The organism is Candidatus Nanohalobium constans, assembly GCF_009617975.1.
Lineage (GTDB): Archaea > Nanohalarchaeota > Nanosalinia > Nanosalinales > Nanosalinaceae > Nanohalobium > Nanohalobium constans.
The window spans coordinates 843,672-862,439 of sequence record NZ_CP040089.1; the positions used below are offsets into that span (position 1 = coordinate 843,672).

An 18,768-nucleotide genomic window follows, 5' to 3' on the forward strand; every position below is an offset into this window, starting at 1 on the left:
TAATAGATGGATGAAATAGTAGTTATTTCTTCTCTGCTTTTACCATTCTGCGGTTTCCAAAGAGCTTGTCCAGTGTTTCCAGCTTGTAGTCCATTTCCCGAAGTTTTTGTTCTACCTGATCTGTTGTGGCTCCGTATCTTTCTACTGTTGGATGTATCTCGCAGTAGATTGCTTCTGGCAACTCCTTTTTGTCTATGTTTTCCATTCCTTTTAGGACTTTGAGTTCTGCTCCTTCAACATCTATCTTTATGACATCAGGAGACGGAATTACTTCTTTGTTTACCAAATTATCTAACCTGCATGATTTTATTTTAGTTCCTTCTTCAGAGTTTGTCAGATTTACTTGGCCTTCTCCTGTAACATCTTTCTCAATACTGATTCTTTCTGTGCCTTCTTTATCGGAGGCAGCTTTCTCCATCAAAGTAAATGAAATATCATTTCTCTCCGCATTCTGTTTCAACTTATCAGCGTTTTTAGGATGTGGCTCAAAAGAATAGACTTCGCAATCTGTTAAACTCCCTATGGAGCATGTATAAAGCCCTATATTTGCTCCTACATCGTAGAAGACTTTATTTTCATCTAAAGATTCGGCCATATCTCTCAGCACAGGCTTATCAGATTTTAAGCCTCTTAATATCGTGAACTCCTCAACGTTAGGAGAGTGAAAAATTATTTCCTCATTCATTATCTGAAAACAGGCTCCATCATCATAATAGATGCTGAGAAATTTATTCGTCACTGGTTTCAGACCTGAAAGAACAAAGACCTTCCTGCAAAGAAAAGTAGCCCTGTCAGTATAGACATGTTCTGCAAAAGCATCAGCAATTGAGTGGAAATAACTATTCATAATATAGTAATCAAGGCAGCTAAATTTTATTTAACTTCATAGAAGACGCAAAAAGTCTAAACATAAGTGGTGAAAAGGTTGTAGGAGACGGGTTCATACTCACTTTCTTGGAAAATTGAAAGTGAGTTAGGTTGGTCCTCAGATTTGTGTCTGAGGGACCTAAGTTGTTTTGGAGGTGATCCAGCCGATGGTTCCCCAACGGCTACCTTGTTATGACTTAGCCCCCCTTGCCAAGCTCAGACTCGACTCACCAAAAGATGAAGCTCGTCTGAACCTGACTCGGGTGACTTGACAGGCAGTGTGTACAAGGAGCAGGGACTTATTCGCCGCTAGATGATGACCAGCGACTACTACCGATTTCGCCTTCACGAGAACGAGTTGCAGTCCTCGATCCGTACCAAGACTGGATTTAGGGGGTTAGCTTCTCCTCTCGGAGTCGCATCCCTTTGTTCCAGCCATTGTAGACCGCGTGTATCCCAGAGCATTCGGGCCATACTGACCTACCGTGGCCCGCTCCTTCCCCTGGTTTATCACCAGCGGTCCTCTACGAGTGCAGAATTCCCAAAGGAATCCTTTGCAACATAGAGTGCGGGTCTCGCTCGTTACCGGACTTAACCGGACACCTCACGGCACGAGCTGACGGCGGCCATGCAGCTCCTCTCAGCGCGTCAGGTAAGCTCTTCAAGCTGACCGTCATTACTGCTGTCGGCTCTGGTAGGGTACTCTGCGTTGAGTCTAATTAAACCGCAGTCTCCACCGGTTGTGGTGCTCCCCCGTCAATTCCTTTAAGTTTCAGCCTTGCGACCGTACTACCCAGGCGGTCCGTTTATCGTTTTCACTTCGGCACCGGCTAACCTCGGAGGTTAGCCGACATCAAACGGACAATGTTTACAGCCAGGACTACGCGGGTATCTAATCCGCTTTGCTCCCCTGGCTTTCGTTCCTCACCGTCGGATCCGTACTCGTCGAGCGCTTCCGCCACAGGTGCTCCTCCAGGGATTTTAGGATTTCACCCCTACCCCTGGAATAGCCTCGACGCCGTCCGGTCCCTAGACCTGCAGTATCCGCTGCACGCCCACCTGTTAAGCAGGTGGATTTCACAGCGGACTTGCAAGCCCGGCTACGAACACTTTAAGCCCAATAATAATGGCTACCACTTGGGGTTCTGCTATTACCGCGGCGGCTGGCAGCAGTATTGCCCACCCCTTGTTCCGGCACCTCCTTACAGTGCAGAAAAGTAGCCTTCCTTGTGGGAAGACTACACTCGGAGTCCCCTTATCGCACGTTAGTGCATTGTAAAGGTTTCGTGCCTGCTGCACCCCGTAGGGTCCGGTATCTTGTCTCAGAACACGACTGGCAGCTCCCGCTCTCACGGCTGCTACTGATTATCGGCTTGGTGAGCCGTTACCTCACCAACGACCTAATCAGCTGCGGTCCCATCCTATGGCGTCAGAACATTTCACAGAGAACACTCTCCGGTGATTCTCTGCTATTGAGTATTAGCCTCAGTTTCCCGAGGTTATCCTCATCCATAGGGCAGGTTGACCACATGTTACTCAGCTATCTGCCCCGAACGAATCGGTGGACTAGCATGGCTAAATCGGACTCCGATAGCGGTAGCCTCTGGCAGGATCAACCAGAATTGCTCCAAAATCAATTGGAGGGTTCTTGACGGGAATTTGTAAAATAACGAAAGGTTCCAAGCCTTCCATATGTGTCAAGTAAATATAGTGCATATTCACTAGGAATATGCGGCTACATGCTATCAAACGAGAACAAAATTGCTCTCGTTGATTCCGTCTCCTACATCACGCAAAAAAGATTAATGCGCTCATCAAATGGCTCTGAATGAGCTAAACCCCGGACGCGTTTCCTCGTCGGGTAAGCATGAAGTCCGGCTTAAATCTTATAAAGGGTATCACTCCTTAAACCGGATGACCGTGAAAAGCCACGGCACACCTAGGCATTGAAAGATAACACTTATGAAAGGAAACATGAGACGGCACTGTCTGAGTTTAAGTTCTTTCCAAGAATTTTCACAACAATGTATTGAGACATGTAATTTGGAGGGCGGAGGGCGGGATTTGAACCCGCGTCCCGACCGCCACAAGGTCGGAGTATAGACCAACTAACCTACCTCCACCATTGGTCTTCTAGAAATGTTTTTGTGCGGAAATGTTTTTTAACCCTAGCTGGTTTTTGTCAGTGGGTGTTTTCGTCATCATTACCGGTTGCCCGGTTCAGACGATGTCTGGATGTCATCATCTTGACAATACTGTTTTTGGTTCGTGAACATTTAATAAGCAGGAATGTGTATGGTTGTTCAGAGGTTGTATTTTTTTGTTATGAGCGGTCGTTACAAGAATATTATTAGAGGTGTGATATTGTTTTTCGGAGGATTTGTTGTTATGGGTATTGGTACTGTTTTGCCGGAGCAGTGGAAGGTTTTCTATTACTCTATAGGTGCTACGATTACGTTCATGGGTGCGACGGTTATCGGGTATCTCATGACCAGTTCTACTTGAGACAGTTTTTTATCTAGAGAGAACACTTTTCTTTCTTACAATGAAATTTTCAGGTAAGTTGCTGGTGGTTGCGGCTGTACTATCTTTGGTGGTTGCGGCGCCTGCAGCAGCACAGAATGAATCGGACGCAGATTTTGACGAACCAGAAGATGACTCAGATATAGATGAAGAGGATGAAGAGAGTGAGGAAGATGAGTCGGAATCTGAGGAAGACAAATCCAGAGATGAAGATGAGGACTCGACAGAGTTAAATTTAACTCAGAGTGAAGCTGAGGAGATAGCTCGTTCGGCTCTTTCAGATAGAAACTGGAGCTTAGAAGATTCAAGCGTTGAGGAAGAAGGCTACTACGAGTTCGAATTTGTCTCAGGTGAAAGCGAGGCAGAAATACAAGTAGATGGCTCCTCAGGAGAAGTTCTCAGGCAAAGTGAAGATATTGAAGAAGATGAAGAAATGGAAAATGAAGAAAAGCCTGTTCAGAACTTGGAAGAAGCAAGAGAAAGAATCTCCGAGCTTGAAGAAACAGTGAAAGAACTTAAGAAAGAGATCAGAGAGCTAGAAGGAGAAGAAAAAGATCTTCCGGAAGAAGCAAGCGACAGAGCAAGAGAGGCAAGAAACTCCAACAACTCTGAAGGTTCAGAGTCGGAGAGAGAAGTTGAAGTACAGAAAAACGGAACTGAGGTCGAGATCGAACAGGAAACAGAGGATGGAGAGGCAGAGACCGAGGTAGAAGTTGAGAGAAATGGTACGGAAACGGAAGTAGAAACAAAAGGTCCAGCAGAGAACTCTAATCGCCCAGGATTCGTCTCAGACATGCTTAACAGCATCTTTGGATAAAAACCTTTCTTTTTTCTTTATATCTGTTTTTTCTTCAGTAGTTGGGCATTCACTGCTACAATTACCGTGCTGAGAGACATCACTACTGCTCCTACTGCCGGTGAAAGCATTATTCCGATCGGTGCGAGGACTCCTGCTGCTAGTGGGATGGCTAATGCGTTGTATCCTGTTGCCCAGAACAGGTTCTGCTTCATCTTGCTGTAACTGGCATTACTCAAGTTGAATAACTTGACGATGTCCAGCGGGTTGTTCTGTACGAGTATGATGTCTGCGGATTCTACGGCCACATCTGTTCCTGATCCGATCGCTATTCCGACATCTGCCCTTGTCAGTGCCGGAGCATCGTTCACTCCGTCACCTACCATTGCCACCTTCTTGTCCTGGTCTTGGAGTTGTTGGACTTTCTGGTCTTTATCTTCCGGCAGTACTTGTGCAAAGAAAGTATCTATACCGAGTTCGTTTGCAACTGCCTCTGCTACCTCTTCCGAGTCGCCTGTAAGCATCGCAACCTCGATTCCCATGTTGTGAAGTTTCTCTATTGCTTCCCTGCTTTCCTCTCTGATCACATCTGCGAGCCCTACTGCTGCAACAGCTTCTCCATCTCTGAAAAGGTAGATTGCTGTTTCAGCGTTTTCTGCTGCTTTGTCTGCAAACTTTTTGAGTGCTTCTGGAATTTTAAAGTTTTCTGCTTTTGCTAGGTTTGGTCCTCCGACATGGACTGTTTCTCCTTTTACTTTTGCTTTGACTCCTTTTCCTTTGATTGCTTCGAAGCCTGATGCTTCAGGTACTTCGAGTTCTTTCTGTTCTGCGGAGTTTCTGATTGCTTGAGCGATTGTGTGTTCGGAGTCTGATTCAACTGCTGCCATATATTTCAGTGCATCGTCTTCGGAGATTTCTGCGGTTTTTATGTCTGCTACGCCCATTTCTCCTTCTGTGAGTGTTCCTGTCTTGTCGAAGATTACTGTGTCGAGTGTTCTTGCTTGTTCCATTGCTACTCTGTCGCGGACCAGTATCCCGTTCTTTGCGGCCATCGATGTGTTTATGGCTACTACTAGTGGTACTGCTAGTCCTAGTGCGTGTGGGCAGGCTATGACTAGGACTGTGACTACTCTTTCGATTACTGTGACATCGAAGCCTACTGCTATGGTCCAGGCGATCGAGGTTAGTATTCCTGAGCCTAGCGCGATGTAGAATAGCCATCCTGCTGCTTTATCAGCCAGCATCTGGGTCTTTGACTGGCTTTCCTGTGCCTCTTCCACAAGCTTCATTATACCTGAGAGTGCTGTTTCGTCTCCTGTGGCTGTTATTTCTATTCTTAGGCTGCCTTGTTTGTTTACTGTTCCTCCTATTACTTCATCGCCTGCTTTTTTGGAGACTGGTGCGGATTCTCCTGTTATCATGGACTCGTTGACATCTGATTCTCCTTCTATTACTTCTCCGTCGGCAGGTATTGATGCTCCAGGTCTTATTAGTACTTTGTCTCCGTTTTCCAGTTGTGATACTTTGACTTCTTCTGTTGTTCCGTTTTCAAGTATTTTTTCTGCTGTGTCCGGCATTAGTTGTGCTAGTTCGTCCAGTGCTCCTGATGCTTGCCTTACTGAACGCATCTCTATCCAGTGTCCGAGAAGCATGATGTCAATCAGTGTTACTAATTCCCAGAAGAAGCTGGACTGTGTATCTAGGAAGAGTGCTGCCATGCTGTAGGTGAACGCTACTGTTATGGCGAGGGAGATCAGCATCATCATTCCGGGCTGTCTGTCTTCTGCCTCGGATTTAGCCATTTTGAGGAATGGTAGTCCTCCGTAGCCGAAGATTATGATTGAGAAGATGGGTACGATTAGGTTGCTGCCTGTGAACTGGATTGGTGTGTATCCGAGTAGTCCGGATACGAATGTTGAGAAGTAGAGGACGGGTAGCGATAGTATTGTTGAGATGAAGAACTTCTTTTTGAACATTTTTTCGTGGTGTTTGTGTCCGTGTCCTGAGTCATGGTCGTGGTCTGTGTCTTCATTGTGTTCCATCGTGTTATTCCTCTTTGGCTGGTTTTTCTGTGGTTTTTTGGTATAGGTAGATTATTGCTAGGATTAGGAGTGTCCAGATTAGTAGGGTTGTTATTGTTCCAAATTCGTTCATTCCGGATAAGCCATGTGTTCCTGTTCCGTGCATCATAGCTGGTCTTCCCTCTGCCATTTCCTCATTTTCTTTATCTCTTCTGTCTGTGCGTCGATCATCTGTTGCTGCATCTGTTTGAGTTCTGTGTTTTTGCCGGTTTGATGGAACTGTTCTGCCATTGCGATTCCTCCTTGATGGTGTTCAATCATCAGTTTTGCGAAAAGATGGTTGAATTCTGTGCCGTTGTTTTCACGCAGTTGCTGCATTTGTTGTTCGGATGCCATTCCTGCCATTCTGTGATGGTTTCCTGGTTCGAATCCTTGGTTTTGCATCCACTTAGTCATCTGCCTATTTTCTTCTCTTTGTGCTTTGGATATATTATTTGAAAGTTCCAGGATATTTTCGTTTTCTGTCCTGTTTTCAGCCATTTCCGCCATCTCGATCGCTTGGTTGTGATGGACTATCATCATGTTCATGAACATGAGGTCTGCGCGGTTGAATCCTTGGTCGTCCTGGTTTTCTTGGGTGTTTAGAGCTGTCAGGGTTATTAGGGTTGTTAGGACCAGTATTATTGATGCTGTGGCTATCTTTGAGTTGGGTTTGAGCTTGTTTTTGATTTTTTCGTGTGAGACAGCAGTCATATCATATTATGATATGTGGCTGTTTTTAAGACGTTTCACATTTTGATATGTGGTTATGTCGGAGCCGAATTTGAATCATACTTATCGAGTTTATACTCTTTTGTTGTTGAAGATGGGTTCTAGGCACGGTTATGAGATTATTGATAGGATTGGTGAGGTAACGGGGAAAGATCCTAGTACGTCTCATATTTATCCTTTTCTTTCAGAGCTTGAGGAGAATGATTATGTTGTTTCGGAGAATGGTAGTAGAGGGAAGAAGATTTACTCTTTGACTGAGGAAGGTAAGGATTTTGTTGGAGATCAGCTTGACTCTTTTGGAGAGATGCTTCACGCCGCTATAAGAGATGAGATAGACGAGTGCAGTCACTGCAGTTGTAAGATTTACGATAATGGTTACGAGGACGATGGAGATGTTTTCTGTTGCAGGCACTGCGCGGGTGCCAGCGGTTGAATAAGAGTTTGCGGTTAGAAGCATTATTGGGTTTTTCCTTTGTTTGAGACCCAGGTTTTTATGAAATGTTGATTGTTTGGGCTTGTCGAGCTGTTTAAATAAGTTATTAGGAATTTCGATTTTAAGATGGAGAGATGAGGAAGGAATTAGGAATACTGACATGTCTTCTAGCAGTAACTGTTGATCCTGTGGCTGGTGCAGGATCTTCAGGCGAGGCTGTTTCAGGTTTTATGGTTTTAATTGGTTTGCTGAGTCCTTTTATTGCTTCAGCAGTTACCAGTTTGTTTTATAATTATTTGAAGGATTGTTCATAGCCCCAACCGGCGCACACATGATAGCAAGGGCAACATACCAAGAAGAGAGAACAAAAGAAGAACCAAAAAACTCTCTAAAAAACTTCATATAAAAAAGAAGGGTTTAGAAGAGGTTTAGGATCTTATCTAGGACCGTGGCGGAACCTTCTGCTTCTTTTTCGTTGTCCTGCCCATCTTTCTGAGATTTCTCTGCTCCTGTGCTAGGATCTTCGGAAATCTGTTTCTCACCTACCACAGTCTGGTTGTGAAGTACTTTGAGAGTGGAGTTTTGCGGTGCTGTAAAGTGTGCATGGTAGTTGACGTTGCCTATACACCTCGGGGCAACCTTCGAACTCTCAACTCCTTCAATCTTCATCTCGTAGAGATTATCTCCAGTCTTCCTCACTTCACTTGTCAGGTTATACTTCGGGTGTGGTGTCTGGAAAACCCCTTCAACCACCAACGTATTGTTCCCTGGAGAAACATTCCTATGACCAATTGAAACATTATCAGCCTCTGCTGCACCACACCTACCATCCATCTGAATGAAATCCAGGCGATAATCCGAACCCTGCGACAACGGTACCGCAGTAGCCTTCAACTCCTTATCCTCCGGCTGCGTAACAGTATTATTCGGATCATAAATACCTGCCGTCAATACACTCAACGAAACAACCATCAAACCCATCAACAAAATCTTCTTCATAAAAACAGAAATAAACAAGACCCCTTATAAACCCGTACTAACACGTTCTACGCAAAACGAACAAAGAAATATGCGAGAGCGAGGATTCGAACCCCGGAACCTCTACAGGACAGCGCCCTCAACGCTGCGCCTTTGACCACTTGGCTACCCTCGCAAATTGTAAATTTGCTTGAGGTGCTGAAACTCTGAAGAGTTTCACTACCCTTCGCGTTGGAAGCCTGTGAATGGTTTTCGGTTGACTAGTTTTTTAACTGGTTTTGGTGAGGACCCGGTTTAAGTTGTATTACCCGTAATTTGTTTGTAGTGACTAGAAAGAGGTATAGTGTTTCAGGAAGTGTTGAAAGAAATTTAGCTGCTATAGATACTGTAGGTATGAAAGCTGAAGCAGGTGAAGAAGCTTTATGCATCCATGACTGCAATTTTGGAAACTATGATGGCGCCGTTCTCTACGCTGAGAGGACTCCATTAGAGGAAGTTGACAGGGATGCCGCTGAAGAGAATAGCTTATCTGTTTACCGGAGAAATACGGGCGGCTCTCCTTTCCTATGGAGAGAAGATGATGTTGTTTTAACAGTATCTTCTGAAGCCGATCCATTGGAAGAAACGATTGGTCCTGCGGTTAAAAGCACTTTAGAGAGCTATGGCGTTGAAAGCGACAGAATTGAAGTAAAAGACGATGTTAACAGGAGGGCAGTCTATGTAGATGATATGCCTATCTCTTCTTTTGGTTCTGTTAACACCAATAGATTGAATGTTTTGTCAGGTTTCGTAGCAGCTCGGTCCTATGACGCCGAAAGAATCAGCCAAGTAGTGAATCTACGGAGAGGAGAGGAAGAATACATAAGGGAGATGCCTGCTATTTCAGATTTCGCCGATGATATCCAGGAGTTTTTCCAGTCGCTCACTTCAAGATTAGAAAAACAGAACACAGATTCAGATTCCTGGAGCAAAATACTGGATAATCGAGAAGACGATTATAGAGAACTAGAGGAGCGAACCGGCAGCAGACACAGAGGATTCTGCCCCGTCTACAGAGAAGATCTTGAAGATTTCAGGAAACAGATTTCACAAAGCTGTCAATAATTCCAGCTACCTTTTCAGGTTTCTCAGGGAGCATCTGATGACTTGTGTTCAGTGTTTTCAGCTCACAGTCAAGTAGTTCTGCTACTTGTTCAGACTTGTCCTGAGTTATTGCGCCGTCTTTTTCAGCTGCAACTACTGCAGCAGGTTTCTCCACATCTCCAAGCTGTTCTGTTACATCGTATTCTATCATGGCTTTAAGCCCATTTCTTATGGGTCTGTCATCTGCTTTCTGTAGTTCTCTACGAGTCATTTCCCGTATTTCTGGTTTTTCACTTTCAGCAACATAGTTCTCGGTTATCTCCTCAGCCCACTCACTTTTCTCAAGTTCATTATACTGTTCGAGGAAGTATTCAACAGATTTATTCTCAGGATCAGGAGTGTCAGCAGAAGTAGCAAGTAAAACAAGGCCTGAAAAGTTCTCGTACTCTGCTGCATACTGAAGTGCAGTCATACCTCCCATCGAATGACCTACCAATATCGGATTATCTAATTCAAGTTCCTCAATCATTTCATTGAGATCCTTGGCTAACTCTCTGATAGTGAAAGGCTTACACCCTGAACCACCATGACATCTCTGATCATACCTTATCACAGGATTATCCAGATCCAAGTAAGGAGTTATCAGCTTCCAGAACTTTTTGCTGCCAAGCCAGCCATGAATGAAAATTATAGGCTTGCCATTTCCTTGTTCAATGCCGTATTCAAGCCCCTTGAAGGTTCCCACAGTCTATTTATTCGGGCGCCTGCTTTTGATACTTTATGAAAAAAGCGTCTCACAAAGTCGAAGACGGCAAAATGGTGAAAATCCAGCTCGAAATAAACGACGAAACAGTTGAAGGAGTCCAGATCAGAGGAGACTTCTTCCTAGAACCTCCAGAAAAACTTGAAGAACTGGAAAAACAGTTAGAAGGACTCAAACAAGATTCAACCATAGAAGAAGTTGCTGAAAAAGCCAAAAATGTAGAGGCCGACCTAATCGGTTTTACACACGAAGACATAGGCAAAGCATTCAGAAAAGCACTGGAAGGTGACGAAAAATGACTGAATGGCGTATAATCAACGAAGGAGAATATAGTGAGGCGATGCATCATGCGATCGACGAAGTGTTGACAGAGAAAATGGACAACGGCGAGATGAGGCCGACGCTGCGATTCTGGTACCGAAAAAATCCAAGCGTGCCAATGGGTCGTTTCCAAGCCTTTGAAGACGAAGTAGAAGTAGAGTACGCACAGGAAAAAGGCATCGAAGTTGTCAGAAGATTGACAGGTGGCGGGGCGATGTTTGCCGAACCAGGGAATGTGATCACCTACTCAATCTATATCCCAAAAGAGCAGGTATCAGAAGGCTTCAAGGAAAGTTACGAAGAACTGGACCGATTTGCTGTTGAAGCGTTGAGAGAGTTAGGAGTTGACGCAGACTACGCCCCTCTAAACGACATCGAACACGAGTCAGGTAAACTAGGTGGGGCAGCCCAGCTCAGGAAAGACAACGCAGTGCTTCATCATACGACAATGAGTTATGACCTGAATACTGCTGAAATGTTGAGAGTTCTAAGAATCGGAAAGGAGAAGGTCTCAGATAAAGCCGTCAAGTCTGCTGAGAAACGAGTCTCTCGCATCTCCGATCATGCTGATGTCGAGCGCAGAGAAGTTATTGAAAAAATGATTGAGAAGTTTGTTAAGGATAAAGAGCATGAAAAAGGAAGTCTGACTGATGAAGAAGTCAAGAAAGCAGAGAAGCTGTCAGAAGAAAAATTCAAAACAGAGGAGTGGAACAAAAAACTTTAGTACTTCGGACTCTTCTCCTCCACACCCTCCAGATGGTTCTCATGCCGCGCCATCAAAAACAACAAGTCACTTAAACGGTTAATATACGCAAGAACTTCTTCACGGAGTTCTACATCTTGATCAAGCTTTACTATTTTCCTTTCTGCTCTTCTAGCCACGCTTCTTGCGTTATGCAGTTGTGCAGCGCTTTTACAACCGCCAGCTAACACAAAGCTTCTAAGCGGCGGACATTCTTCCTGATAGTAATCACAGCGATCCTCTAACCTGTCGATATTTTCATCTGTAACCTTAGTATCAGGTTCTCGGTTAGCTAATTCAGCCTGAAGAATATGAAGCTCGTTCTGTATTTCCTCAAGCTCCCCCTCTTTGTCAGTCGCGTAGCTTCTACAGACGCCTACAAGAGAGTTTAACTCGTCGACCGTTCCGTAAGCCTGAATCCTCTCACTGCTTTTCGAAACCCTTTCACCAGAACTCAAATCCGTCCGACCTCTATCCCCATTCCCAGTATAAACCATGCATCAAGATTGACAGCGGAAACTTATAGAACTTCAAGCCACAAATCTAGACTGTGAAACTGTACGAAAACGAAGCCAAAGAAATACTCAGAGATCACGACCTGAAGACCCCTAGCGACGGGGAGGAATTCGTGGTGAAGGCACAGGTACTGGCCAACCACAGAAAAGAGAAAGGCGGAATAAAATTCGCAGAAAGCCGTGAAGAAGCTGAAAAATTAAAGCAAGAAATGCTCGGGACAGAGATAGACGGGCAAGAAGTAGACGAAGTACTAATCGAACCTCAAATAGATTTCTCAGAAGAATACTATGTCAGCTTCATGTACAGCACAGACACCCGAAACCCTGTAATGATATTCTCCAGAGAAGGAGGAACAGGAATCGAAGGAAAAGAAGCAGCAAAACTAGATCTGGAGGACGATTCACAGTTTAGATTCCGGCAATTCCTAAAAGAAAACGAGTTCAAAGGAAAAGAAATCGTCAAAATAGCGATACAACTACAGAAACTTTTCCAAGCCTTCCTGGAAGAAGACGCTCGGATGCTCGAAGTAAACCCTCTAGCCAAGACAGAAGACGGCTTTGTCGTACTCGATGCAATGATGGACCTAGAAGACGATGCATCGTACCGCCATGACCGAGACTTTCCAGAGAGAAATGCAGAAGGAGGAGAAAAAACTGAAAGAGAAAAAAGAGCTGAGAAAATAGATGAAGACGACCATAGAGGCGTAGCTGGAAAATACACCGAGCTAGACGGCGACATCGGAATGATGCTAGCAGGGGGCGGCGCCTCTCTCACAAACATGGACGCACTGATGGAATACGGCGGCAAACCAGCAAACTACACGGAGTACGGTGGAAACCCTCCGACAGAAAAAGTATACAAACTGTCCAAGGTCATCATGTCCAAAGAACTGAATGGGCTGTGGCATGTAGGAGGAACAGCCAACAACACAGATGTGGAAAGAACCATGGACGGATTCATACAAGCATTAAGAGAAATAAAGCCCAAATACCCTATAGTAGTGAGGCGGGACGGTCCTCACGCAGATGAAGCATTTGAAAAACTCAGAGAAGTAAAAGAAGAGCTCAACTTGAACATGAAGCTGTTTAGAAACGATAAACCGATGACAGAATCAGCTGAAGACCTTATGGAGATGGTCGAAGCATACAAAGGTGAGATGAATGAGTAAAATTCCTGTTTTCGATATCGGAGATACTCTATCTCCTTCGAAAGAGTTCTCCCGGAAAGTCTTCAGAGAAGAATTAGAGAGGCAAGGTGTTGAGAACCCTCCGAAGTATCCTTATGAAGGATTCAACGAGATGAGTGTAGAATCAATCCAGGAATGGTTTGAAAGAGATGATATTGATGCTGACGCCGAGGTAGCTGTTGAGAAGTATAAAGAAGCAAAGAAAGAGAGGTTAAAAGAGCTTGAAATGTTTGAAATGCTCAGAAAAATCGGGAAAGAGATTGAAACCCCTGGAATTATCAGTGACAACAAAGTAGCTGCCAAGAAATTCTACAAGGATATGTTCGAAGAAGAAAATGTTGAAATAGAGGGCTTTGTAGTTTCTGAAGAGATAGGAGTTAAGAAGCCAGAAAAAGGAATTTTTCAGGAATTTCTAAATAGGAGGAGTTTATCCGGAGAAAACTGCGTCTACTTTGGAAACAATATTCCGAGAGACTCAGCATGTGAAAATGTTGGAATGCAATTTGTGCTCGTAAAACAGTTCGAAGTATTCGGAGATAACTGGAACGGCAGACAGGTTTCAAAACTAAACTTTGAGAATGTTAGAGAGGAGGTTACAAGATGAGTATTTTCGCAAATGAAGACACCAAACTAGTTATTCAGGGTATTACTGGCAGAGCAGCAAGTGAAAAGACACCACACATGATAGACTACGGCACCGATGTCGTGGCAGGCGTCACCCCGGGCAAAGGAGGCGAGGAAGTGCATGGCGTACCTGTCTACGACACCGTCCGGGAGGCCAAGAGACAGCACCCAGAAATCAATACTTCACTAGTGTATGTCCCTCACTTCGCAGCAAAAGATGCAATCCTGGAAGCACTGGACAACGATATCACGGAGATCAATGTGACAACAGAGAGAATCCCCACTCGAGACATGTGGGAAGTCAAAGACAAACTAGAGCAAAAAGATGCCACACTCGTAGGTCCAACATCTGTCGGAGTAATAAGCCCTGGAAAATCCAAGATCGGTCCTATAGGCGGCAACAAAGCTGAAGAAGCATACGAAGAAGGAAATATAGGTATTATATCCAAGTCTGGCGGTATGACCACAGAGACCGCACAGGTCGTTCAGAACGCCGGATTCGGGATTTCCACCGCTATGGATATCGGCGGCGACAAAATAGCAGGAACAAACTTCGTGGAAGCACTGAAAATGTTTGAAGAAGACGATCAAACCGATGCAGTCGTCATCTTCGGAGAGCTAGGAGGCACTTACGAGAACCAGGTCGCAGAAGTTATGGACGAAATCTCTATGCCCGTTGTTGTCTTTATCACAGGAGAATTCACTGAGTCTATGCCGACTCAACAGTATGGACATGCAGGAGCAGTGATCCGAGGCGATGAGGACAAGCCGAGTTATAAGAAGAAAGTTTTACAGGAGTCTGGCGCGCATGTTGTAGATGTACACCATGAGATCGGCGAAAAACTTCAGAAAATATTCTAGTTCGTTTCTATATACATCAGCATGAACAGGTTTTCAGCGACCACCTTAGAGTCGTATATGCTTTGGATATCTAATGAGATAAGATACTTGCCGTTATGGGCATAAACTTCATAGGTCTGACCATAAGATACGGTTCCAATGTTTGATGCTTCAAGCTGCCGAGTCATAGGAACAGGCGTCTCAATATTCTGGACCTGATATTTTGAGAGATAATTATTGAAGGCATTTTCTGCTGCTTCTGAGGAATTATGCCTCTTTACAGTAGAGTATACAAATAGAGGTGAACTTCCTGTACTACTGGTCGCCTTAAACTGCTTTTGAGCTACATCAACCTCACCCTCACGATAAAAAGAAGATTTAACAGTAGTATATGAGGTATTAACATTTCTGCCTAATTCAGAGTTACTATTTTGAATAAGTATATCGGCAAGTTCTTCCTTATTTTGAATATCGTTATCTTTATCGGTTTTAGTTTGGAATTCAGCTCCTAAATGTACTGCTGCGTATGAAATCGCTGCTAAAACAATAATTGTCAAAGCAACTAAGCCCGTTTTCCTGTCCACAAAGTTAGTATAATCCAGGCATAATTAAAAGACAACATTATGAATAACATAAGTTTAACAGTTAGAATCGACTTGTGTAAACTTAGGTAGCCCACAATGAGCGATAAATGGAAAACTTCAATCTCGTCCTCAGGAGAAGACTCAGTAGTCAGAGGAGTTCCAAGAGAAGAAATAATGGACATGGACTTTGCTGACGCAATATGGTTGATACTGAAAGGTGAGAAACCTTCTGAACAAGAATCCAAAATATTCAACACTATACTAAGTAGTTCTATCGATCATGGAGTCGGGACGCCTTCAACTGTTTCCGCCCGCACAGTTCAGAGCGGTGGAAACGACATGAATACTTCAGTAGCTGGAGGAATTCTAGCACTAGGCGATAAGCACGGTGGAGCGATAGAGGACTGTATGGAAGTGCTTCAGGACGAAGATTACTCTCCAGAAGAAATTGTAGATGTTTTTATAGAGTCTGGAGACAAGATTCCTGGCTTGGGGCACAAAGTCTACGAGGATGTTGATCCTCGGGCGGAGAAAATCTTTGAGAAAGCTGAAAAACTAGGTATTTCCGGGAAGTATGTTGAGAGGATGAAGAGTATTTCTCAGGAGTTTGCAGAGGAAAAGGTTCCGCTTGTCATAAATGTGGACGGGGCTATCTCCGCAGTCATGAGTGATCTGGGATGGCCTTCAGAACTTGGTAAAGGATTTTTCATCATAGCCAGGACACCAGGATTAGTAGCGCATGTCCACGAAGAGATGGAAAACGAAGATTTCAGAAGAGAAGATGGAGAATACACAGGTGAATGAGAAGTGGTTGATGTAGATAGATTCCGCTCCAGTCTAGGCGAAGTAGCCGTTACCCGAGGCCATGTAGAGAGGAAGAGAAGTCAGAGCGATGACTGGGACAGAATAGATGAAAACTTTAGCGAAGAGAATCTTGTAGATTACGTGGACTTTGAAGATGTAGAGGACATCAAATTGGAGAAGGCTTCCATCTATCCTAACATCAAGATAAAAGTTGATGGAAAGTGGAAGAGACTTTTCTTTCATGTAGGAGATGAGGTCGAAGAATGTTTCAGGCGGTTAAATTATAGGTGGCGTGCCTACCACCAGCTACACTAACACAATTACTATTCTTCTTTTTCGAACAGTTTTTCCTCAGCTGCCTTCTGATTTACTGCTCGGTTAAGTTTTTTCTTGGCTTCACCGACTTTTGTCGCAGTACTTACTGAGAAAACAGCTTCTAAAACAGTTTTACCTTCTTCTAAACCCTTATAATTTACTTTTGGCTCCGGCTTGTCAAGTATATCTTCTTCCAAATTCATGGATTCAATTAACATCTCCTCAAGTTTCTGTGATTTAGAGTTTTCTACCTTAAACTCTATTGAGGCTGTTGCTCTCTTTCCCCTGGAGTAATTTTCTAACGGAGTTGTGGTCAGCATGCTGTTAGGCAGCACAGTCTTCTCACTTTCCCCATTCTTTACCGTTGTGTGTCGCAGGCGTATTTCTTTGACTACTCCAGATTTTTCACCGACTTCGATGTAATCTCCTTTGATAAAAGGACTGTCAAGGTACAGCATAAATCCTGCAACCAGGTTTGATATCTGATCCCTCATCCCGAAACCTACTGCAACTGTTGCAGCTGCAGTTATTGCTCCGAGAACACTAACAAGGTTTCCGAACTCTGCAGCCTGAAGAGCTACTATGAAAGATAGGAAAACTCCTGTGATACCTGTTAGATTGGAGAATGAGTGTCTTGTCACCATATCAGTGTTCCTACGAGCCATTAATTTCTCTGTCAGCGGCATGAGGACCACCCTAGTTATGGAAATCCCGAGAAACATCACTATAAGGAATCTTAGAAGCCTGAAATAGATCTGAACATCCGGGAAAAGCTGTTCTAACACCATGTAGTTCTAATGACGGACAGAGGTTTTTGAATACACAGGTTTTAATTACAGGTTTTACCAAGTTTTCAGCATGGTAAGCGTACTAAGCAAAGTATTCGACAGATTCACCGAGGACGATGAAATCAGCATAGAGAACATGGATCTAGAAGAACTAAAGAAAGAAAGAAGCGAACTAAGAGCAGACCTAGAACTAAAACGAGATAAACATGAAGGACTAGCCGAAGACAGAAGAGTGAAATTTGAGAAGCTTCAAAACACAGAAGACGATCTTCTACAAGAAGAACTAGCCGAAGAAATAGCCAGTATCGAGGACGAAATGAGCATCTACCACAATGAACACGCACAGGTAATGGACGCACTCAGAGTAATCGACGGATTAATCGCTGTTAAGAGAAAACAGCAGCTGATGGAGGACCAAGGAATCGTCCAGGAACTAGAAGACATGGACCAGGAAGAACTTGTCGACGCCCTGAAACAGGAAAGAGTCCAAGAAATGATCAAAGACGAGAAATGGGACGAACTACAAGACCTGTTCAGAGGACAGTTAGAGCCAGAATACTCAGGAAATCAGAGAGTCAACGAGATAATCGAATCAGCAGAGAACGCGGAAGAAGAAAGCGTAGATGCTGTATTGAATAGAAGAGATAGTGAGAAAGGAAGGAATATTCACTAAATCTTCTTTTCCATCCTTTCCACTGATTTCCTTGTCTCCTGAAGTTCCTTTAAAATCTCCATCAGAATATCATTCCTGTTTACGGAGTCAGAACCTCCTTCCTTATCCTTCTTGATATGCTTGTTAATCAATTCCTGAACCTGTTTAGGCTCTTCTATACTTCTGAAACGCATCTCAACGCCAGAACCTCCAGCAGTAGAAACCTCTATGTTTCCGTAACCGAACTGTGTTCCGAAGAAGCCCTGTGAGAAGCTGATGTTCTGAACCTTGTCGAAACCGATCTTCTGAACGCTTCTAGACAAGACACCAGTCTTCTTATAGAGACCTTGTGTAGTAACCACGAAATCAGTGTTCTTGATATTCAGATAAGCACCTACCACAATCGGAATACCTATACCGACCACGGACAAAGGAATTCCTATAGCCAGTGCCGGATAAATGCTTTTCATCAATGGTTCTCCGCTCCAGAGAACCTGTTCTTCTTCATCTAACGAAAGCCAATCATACTCTGAGTTCTGTGTCATAGAGGCAAATTAGCAATTTGTATTAAAGTAAGTTGGAGAAGTTGTGCGGTTGCCGGGATTTGAACCCGGGTCATCGGCTCGAAAGGCCGAAATGATTGACCAGACTACACTACAACCGCTTCGGTGTGAAAAACATTGACGAACTTAATACTTTTAAATGGGATTTCTTCTCTCCCAAAAACTTTTCACAAAGAACACGAAACAGGTTGATTATGAGTGACGACTGTATTTTCTGCAAAATTATTGAAGGCGATGTACCAAGCTACAAGGTATACGAAGATGAAAATGTCTACGCTTTTCTGGATGCTGAACCGGTTTCCAAAGGTCACACACTGGTGATTCCGAAGGAGCATGTAGATGATATTCACGGTGCTGCTGATATGGACTATATGTGGGAGCCATTGGTCAAGGTTTCCAACGCTGTGAAAGATGCCTTCGGTGCTGAAGGCGTGAATATCGCCCAGAACAACGGTGAGAAAGCAGGGCAAGAAGTCTTCCACCTACACTTCCATGTAACTCCGATCTACGAAGGAGATGAACTGGATATCACATACAACCGTTCAAGCCTTGAATCAGGTGATTCAGTAGCTGAGGAGATCAGCGAACAGCTCTAAAG

The 18,768-nt window shown here is 44.0% G+C and carries 23 protein-coding genes, 3 tRNA genes and 1 rRNA gene; 13 read left to right on the plus strand and 14 right to left on the minus strand.

Annotated features, from left to right (window positions below; translation table 11 throughout):
- Positions 1-22: 22 nt before the first annotated feature.
- The 3 genes from LC1Nh_RS05155 to LC1Nh_RS05165 form a co-directional block, all read right to left on the minus strand.
- Entirely contained in the window at positions 23-847 is an 825-nt protein-coding gene (locus tag LC1Nh_RS05155; RefSeq protein ID WP_153550638.1) for an FkbM family methyltransferase, read from the minus strand.
- A gap of 170 nt (positions 848-1,017) precedes the next feature.
- Positions 1,018-2,490 (minus strand): 16S ribosomal RNA (locus tag LC1Nh_RS05160).
- Positions 2,491-2,916: 426 nt separating this feature from the next.
- Positions 2,917-2,990, minus strand: a tRNA-His gene (locus LC1Nh_RS05165).
- Positions 2,991-3,412: 422 nt separating this feature from the next.
- Here LC1Nh_RS05165 and LC1Nh_RS05170 point away from each other — a divergent pair.
- A complete protein-coding gene (locus LC1Nh_RS05170) occupies positions 3,413-4,207 on the plus strand; it encodes a PepSY domain-containing protein (RefSeq protein ID WP_153550639.1) in 795 nt (264 codons plus the stop codon).
- A 17-nt stretch (positions 4,208-4,224) separates the two neighbouring features.
- Here LC1Nh_RS05170 and LC1Nh_RS05175 read toward each other — a convergent pair whose 3' ends face one another.
- Genes LC1Nh_RS05175 through LC1Nh_RS05185 form a run of 3 tightly spaced genes read right to left on the minus strand, consistent with a single transcriptional unit; the run spans position 4,225 to position 6,960 of the window.
- Positions 4,225-6,228, minus strand: a complete 2,004-nt coding sequence (locus tag LC1Nh_RS05175; protein ID WP_256727636.1) for a copper-translocating P-type ATPase — start codon at positions 6,226-6,228, stop codon at positions 4,225-4,227.
- A gap of 4 nt (positions 6,229-6,232) precedes the next feature.
- On the minus strand, positions 6,233-6,397 hold the full coding sequence (locus LC1Nh_RS05180; protein ID WP_153550640.1) for a hypothetical protein: 165 nt from the start codon (positions 6,395-6,397) through the stop codon (positions 6,233-6,235).
- Positions 6,373-6,960 carry a DUF305 domain-containing protein gene (locus LC1Nh_RS05185; protein WP_153550641.1) on the minus strand — a complete coding sequence of 196 codons (588 nt, stop codon included), beginning with the start codon at positions 6,958-6,960 and terminating at the stop codon, positions 6,373-6,375. Before LC1Nh_RS05185 ends, LC1Nh_RS05180 begins: the two co-directional genes overlap by 25 nt.
- A 55-nt stretch (positions 6,961-7,015) precedes the next feature.
- Between LC1Nh_RS05185 and LC1Nh_RS05190 the strand changes: the two genes are divergently transcribed.
- Both LC1Nh_RS05190 and LC1Nh_RS05195 read left to right on the plus strand, forming a co-directional pair.
- Positions 7,016-7,411, plus strand: a complete 396-nt coding sequence (locus LC1Nh_RS05190; RefSeq protein ID WP_153550642.1) for a PadR family transcriptional regulator — start codon at positions 7,016-7,018, stop codon at positions 7,409-7,411.
- Positions 7,412-7,545: 134 nt separating this feature from the next.
- Entirely contained in the window at positions 7,546-7,725 is a 180-nt protein-coding gene (locus tag LC1Nh_RS05195) for a hypothetical protein (protein ID WP_153550643.1), read from the plus strand.
- Between the two features lie 103 nt (positions 7,726-7,828).
- On the opposite strand, the gene LC1Nh_RS05200 is transcribed toward LC1Nh_RS05195, so the two are convergent.
- Positions 7,829-8,410 carry a hypothetical protein gene (locus LC1Nh_RS05200; RefSeq protein WP_153550644.1) on the minus strand — a complete coding sequence of 194 codons (582 nt, stop codon included), beginning with the start codon at positions 8,408-8,410 and terminating at the stop codon, positions 7,829-7,831.
- Positions 8,411-8,481: 71 nt separating this feature from the next.
- Positions 8,482-8,564 (minus strand) — tRNA-Leu (locus LC1Nh_RS05205).
- Between the two features lie 149 nt (positions 8,565-8,713).
- Here LC1Nh_RS05205 and LC1Nh_RS05210 point away from each other — a divergent pair.
- Entirely contained in the window at positions 8,714-9,493 is a 780-nt protein-coding gene (locus LC1Nh_RS05210; RefSeq protein WP_153550645.1) for a hypothetical protein, read from the plus strand.
- On the opposite strand, the gene LC1Nh_RS05215 is transcribed toward LC1Nh_RS05210, so the two are convergent.
- Complete coding sequence (locus tag LC1Nh_RS05215; RefSeq protein ID WP_153550646.1) at positions 9,462-10,217, minus strand: alpha/beta fold hydrolase; 756 nt, start codon at positions 10,215-10,217, stop codon at positions 9,462-9,464. The two genes, LC1Nh_RS05210 and LC1Nh_RS05215, sit on opposite strands and share 32 nt — an antisense overlap.
- Positions 10,218-10,252: 35 nt before the next feature.
- On the opposite strand from LC1Nh_RS05215, the gene lplB reads away from it, so the two are divergent.
- On the plus strand, positions 10,253-10,534 hold the full coding sequence (gene lplB, locus LC1Nh_RS05220; protein WP_153550647.1) for a lipoate-protein ligase small subunit: 282 nt from the start codon (positions 10,253-10,255) through the stop codon (positions 10,532-10,534).
- On the plus strand, positions 10,531-11,280 hold the full coding sequence (locus tag LC1Nh_RS05225; RefSeq protein WP_153550648.1) for a lipoate--protein ligase family protein: 750 nt from the start codon (positions 10,531-10,533) through the stop codon (positions 11,278-11,280). The genes lplB and LC1Nh_RS05225 overlap by 4 nt, the downstream gene beginning before the upstream one ends.
- Here LC1Nh_RS05225 and LC1Nh_RS05230 read toward each other — a convergent pair.
- On the minus strand, positions 11,277-11,795 hold the full coding sequence (locus LC1Nh_RS05230; RefSeq protein ID WP_153550649.1) for a cob(I)yrinic acid a,c-diamide adenosyltransferase: 519 nt from the start codon (positions 11,793-11,795) through the stop codon (positions 11,277-11,279). The genes LC1Nh_RS05225 and LC1Nh_RS05230 overlap by 4 nt on opposite strands.
- A gap of 53 nt (positions 11,796-11,848) precedes the next feature.
- On the opposite strand from LC1Nh_RS05230, the gene LC1Nh_RS05235 reads away from it, so the two are divergent.
- From LC1Nh_RS05235 to LC1Nh_RS05245, 3 genes are read left to right on the plus strand one after another with little or no spacing between them, the layout of a single operon-like run.
- Positions 11,849-12,982, plus strand: a complete 1,134-nt coding sequence (locus LC1Nh_RS05235; protein WP_153550650.1) for an ATP-grasp domain-containing protein — start codon at positions 11,849-11,851, stop codon at positions 12,980-12,982.
- Positions 12,975-13,604: an HAD family hydrolase gene (locus tag LC1Nh_RS05240; RefSeq protein WP_153550651.1), complete on the plus strand. Its 630-nt coding sequence runs from the start codon at positions 12,975-12,977 to the stop codon at positions 13,602-13,604. Before LC1Nh_RS05235 ends, LC1Nh_RS05240 begins: the two co-directional genes overlap by 8 nt.
- Positions 13,601-14,485, plus strand: a complete 885-nt coding sequence (locus tag LC1Nh_RS05245; protein ID WP_153550652.1) for a succinate--CoA ligase subunit alpha — start codon at positions 13,601-13,603, stop codon at positions 14,483-14,485. The genes LC1Nh_RS05240 and LC1Nh_RS05245 overlap by 4 nt, the downstream gene beginning before the upstream one ends.
- On the opposite strand, the gene LC1Nh_RS05250 is transcribed toward LC1Nh_RS05245, so the two are convergent.
- Positions 14,482-15,048: a hypothetical protein gene (locus LC1Nh_RS05250; RefSeq protein ID WP_153550653.1), complete on the minus strand. Its 567-nt coding sequence runs from the start codon at positions 15,046-15,048 to the stop codon at positions 14,482-14,484. The two genes, LC1Nh_RS05245 and LC1Nh_RS05250, sit on opposite strands and share 4 nt — an antisense overlap.
- A 96-nt stretch (positions 15,049-15,144) precedes the next feature.
- On the opposite strand from LC1Nh_RS05250, the gene LC1Nh_RS05255 reads away from it, so the two are divergent.
- Complete coding sequence (locus LC1Nh_RS05255) at positions 15,145-15,852, plus strand: citryl-CoA lyase (RefSeq protein WP_153550654.1); 708 nt, start codon at positions 15,145-15,147, stop codon at positions 15,850-15,852.
- A 3-nt stretch (positions 15,853-15,855) separates the two neighbouring features.
- Positions 15,856-16,167 carry a hypothetical protein gene (locus LC1Nh_RS05260; protein ID WP_153550655.1) on the plus strand — a complete coding sequence of 104 codons (312 nt, stop codon included), beginning with the start codon at positions 15,856-15,858 and terminating at the stop codon, positions 16,165-16,167.
- Between the two features lie 8 nt (positions 16,168-16,175).
- Here the strand turns inward: LC1Nh_RS05260 and LC1Nh_RS05265 are convergent, their stop codons facing one another.
- Positions 16,176-16,853 (minus strand): mechanosensitive ion channel family protein, encoded by a 678-nt coding sequence (locus tag LC1Nh_RS05265; RefSeq protein WP_217907027.1) that lies wholly within the window; start codon positions 16,851-16,853, stop codon positions 16,176-16,178.
- A 172-nt stretch (positions 16,854-17,025) separates the two neighbouring features.
- On the opposite strand from LC1Nh_RS05265, the gene LC1Nh_RS05270 reads away from it, so the two are divergent.
- Positions 17,026-17,628, plus strand: coding sequence for a hypothetical protein (locus LC1Nh_RS05270; protein ID WP_153550657.1), 603 nt, complete (start codon positions 17,026-17,028; stop codon positions 17,626-17,628).
- Here LC1Nh_RS05270 and LC1Nh_RS05275 read toward each other — a convergent pair.
- Positions 17,625-18,152, minus strand: coding sequence for a PH domain-containing protein (locus LC1Nh_RS05275; protein WP_153550658.1), 528 nt, complete (start codon positions 18,150-18,152; stop codon positions 17,625-17,627). The two genes, LC1Nh_RS05270 and LC1Nh_RS05275, sit on opposite strands and share 4 nt — an antisense overlap.
- A 44-nt stretch (positions 18,153-18,196) precedes the next feature.
- Positions 18,197-18,271: transfer RNA gene (locus tag LC1Nh_RS05280), tRNA-Glu, on the minus strand.
- Positions 18,272-18,364: 93 nt separating this feature from the next.
- Here LC1Nh_RS05280 and LC1Nh_RS05285 point away from each other — a divergent pair.
- Positions 18,365-18,766 (plus strand): HIT family protein, encoded by a 402-nt coding sequence (locus tag LC1Nh_RS05285; protein WP_153550659.1) that lies wholly within the window; start codon positions 18,365-18,367, stop codon positions 18,764-18,766.
- Positions 18,767-18,768: the final 2 nt, after the last annotated feature.

Excerpts from the sequence above, each read along its gene's own strand:
- LC1Nh_RS05170 (WP_153550639.1), top strand. The coding sequence starts at position 3,413 with ATGAAATTTTCAGGTAAGTTGCTGGTGGTTGCGGCTGTACTATCTTTG.
- LC1Nh_RS05180 (WP_153550640.1), bottom strand. The coding sequence starts at position 6,397 with ATGGCAGAGGGAAGACCAGCTATGATGCACGGAACAGGAACACATGGC.
- LC1Nh_RS05270 (WP_153550657.1), top strand. The coding sequence starts at position 17,026 with ATGGTAAGCGTACTAAGCAAAGTATTCGACAGATTCACCGAGGACGAT.
- LC1Nh_RS05230 (WP_153550649.1), bottom strand. The coding sequence starts at position 11,795 with ATGGTTTATACTGGGAATGGGGATAGAGGTCGGACGGATTTGAGTTCT.
- LC1Nh_RS05155 (WP_153550638.1), bottom strand. The coding sequence starts at position 847 with ATGAATAGTTATTTCCACTCAATTGCTGATGCTTTTGCAGAACATGTC.
- LC1Nh_RS05185 (WP_153550641.1), bottom strand. The coding sequence starts at position 6,960 with ATGACTGCTGTCTCACACGAAAAAATCAAAAACAAGCTCAAACCCAAC.
- LC1Nh_RS05175 (WP_256727636.1), bottom strand. The coding sequence starts at position 6,228 with ATGGAACACAATGAAGACACAGACCACGACCATGACTCAGGACACGGA.
- LC1Nh_RS05245 (WP_153550652.1), top strand. The coding sequence starts at position 13,601 with ATGAGTATTTTCGCAAATGAAGACACCAAACTAGTTATTCAGGGTATT.
- LC1Nh_RS05265 (WP_217907027.1), bottom strand. The coding sequence starts at position 16,853 with ATGCCGCTGACAGAGAAATTAATGGCTCGTAGGAACACTGATATGGTG.
- LC1Nh_RS05285 (WP_153550659.1), top strand. The coding sequence starts at position 18,365 with ATGAGTGACGACTGTATTTTCTGCAAAATTATTGAAGGCGATGTACCA.
- LC1Nh_RS05255 (WP_153550654.1), top strand. The coding sequence starts at position 15,145 with ATGAGCGATAAATGGAAAACTTCAATCTCGTCCTCAGGAGAAGACTCA.
- LC1Nh_RS05195 (WP_153550643.1), top strand. The coding sequence starts at position 7,546 with ATGAGGAAGGAATTAGGAATACTGACATGTCTTCTAGCAGTAACTGTT.
- LC1Nh_RS05225 (WP_153550648.1), top strand. The coding sequence starts at position 10,531 with ATGACTGAATGGCGTATAATCAACGAAGGAGAATATAGTGAGGCGATG.
- LC1Nh_RS05275 (WP_153550658.1), bottom strand. The coding sequence starts at position 18,152 with ATGACACAGAACTCAGAGTATGATTGGCTTTCGTTAGATGAAGAAGAA.
- LC1Nh_RS05200 (WP_153550644.1), bottom strand. The coding sequence starts at position 8,410 with ATGAAGAAGATTTTGTTGATGGGTTTGATGGTTGTTTCGTTGAGTGTA.
- LC1Nh_RS05190 (WP_153550642.1), top strand. The coding sequence starts at position 7,016 with ATGTCGGAGCCGAATTTGAATCATACTTATCGAGTTTATACTCTTTTG.
- LC1Nh_RS05240 (WP_153550651.1), top strand. The coding sequence starts at position 12,975 with ATGAGTAAAATTCCTGTTTTCGATATCGGAGATACTCTATCTCCTTCG.
- lplB (WP_153550647.1), top strand. The coding sequence starts at position 10,253 with ATGAAAAAAGCGTCTCACAAAGTCGAAGACGGCAAAATGGTGAAAATC.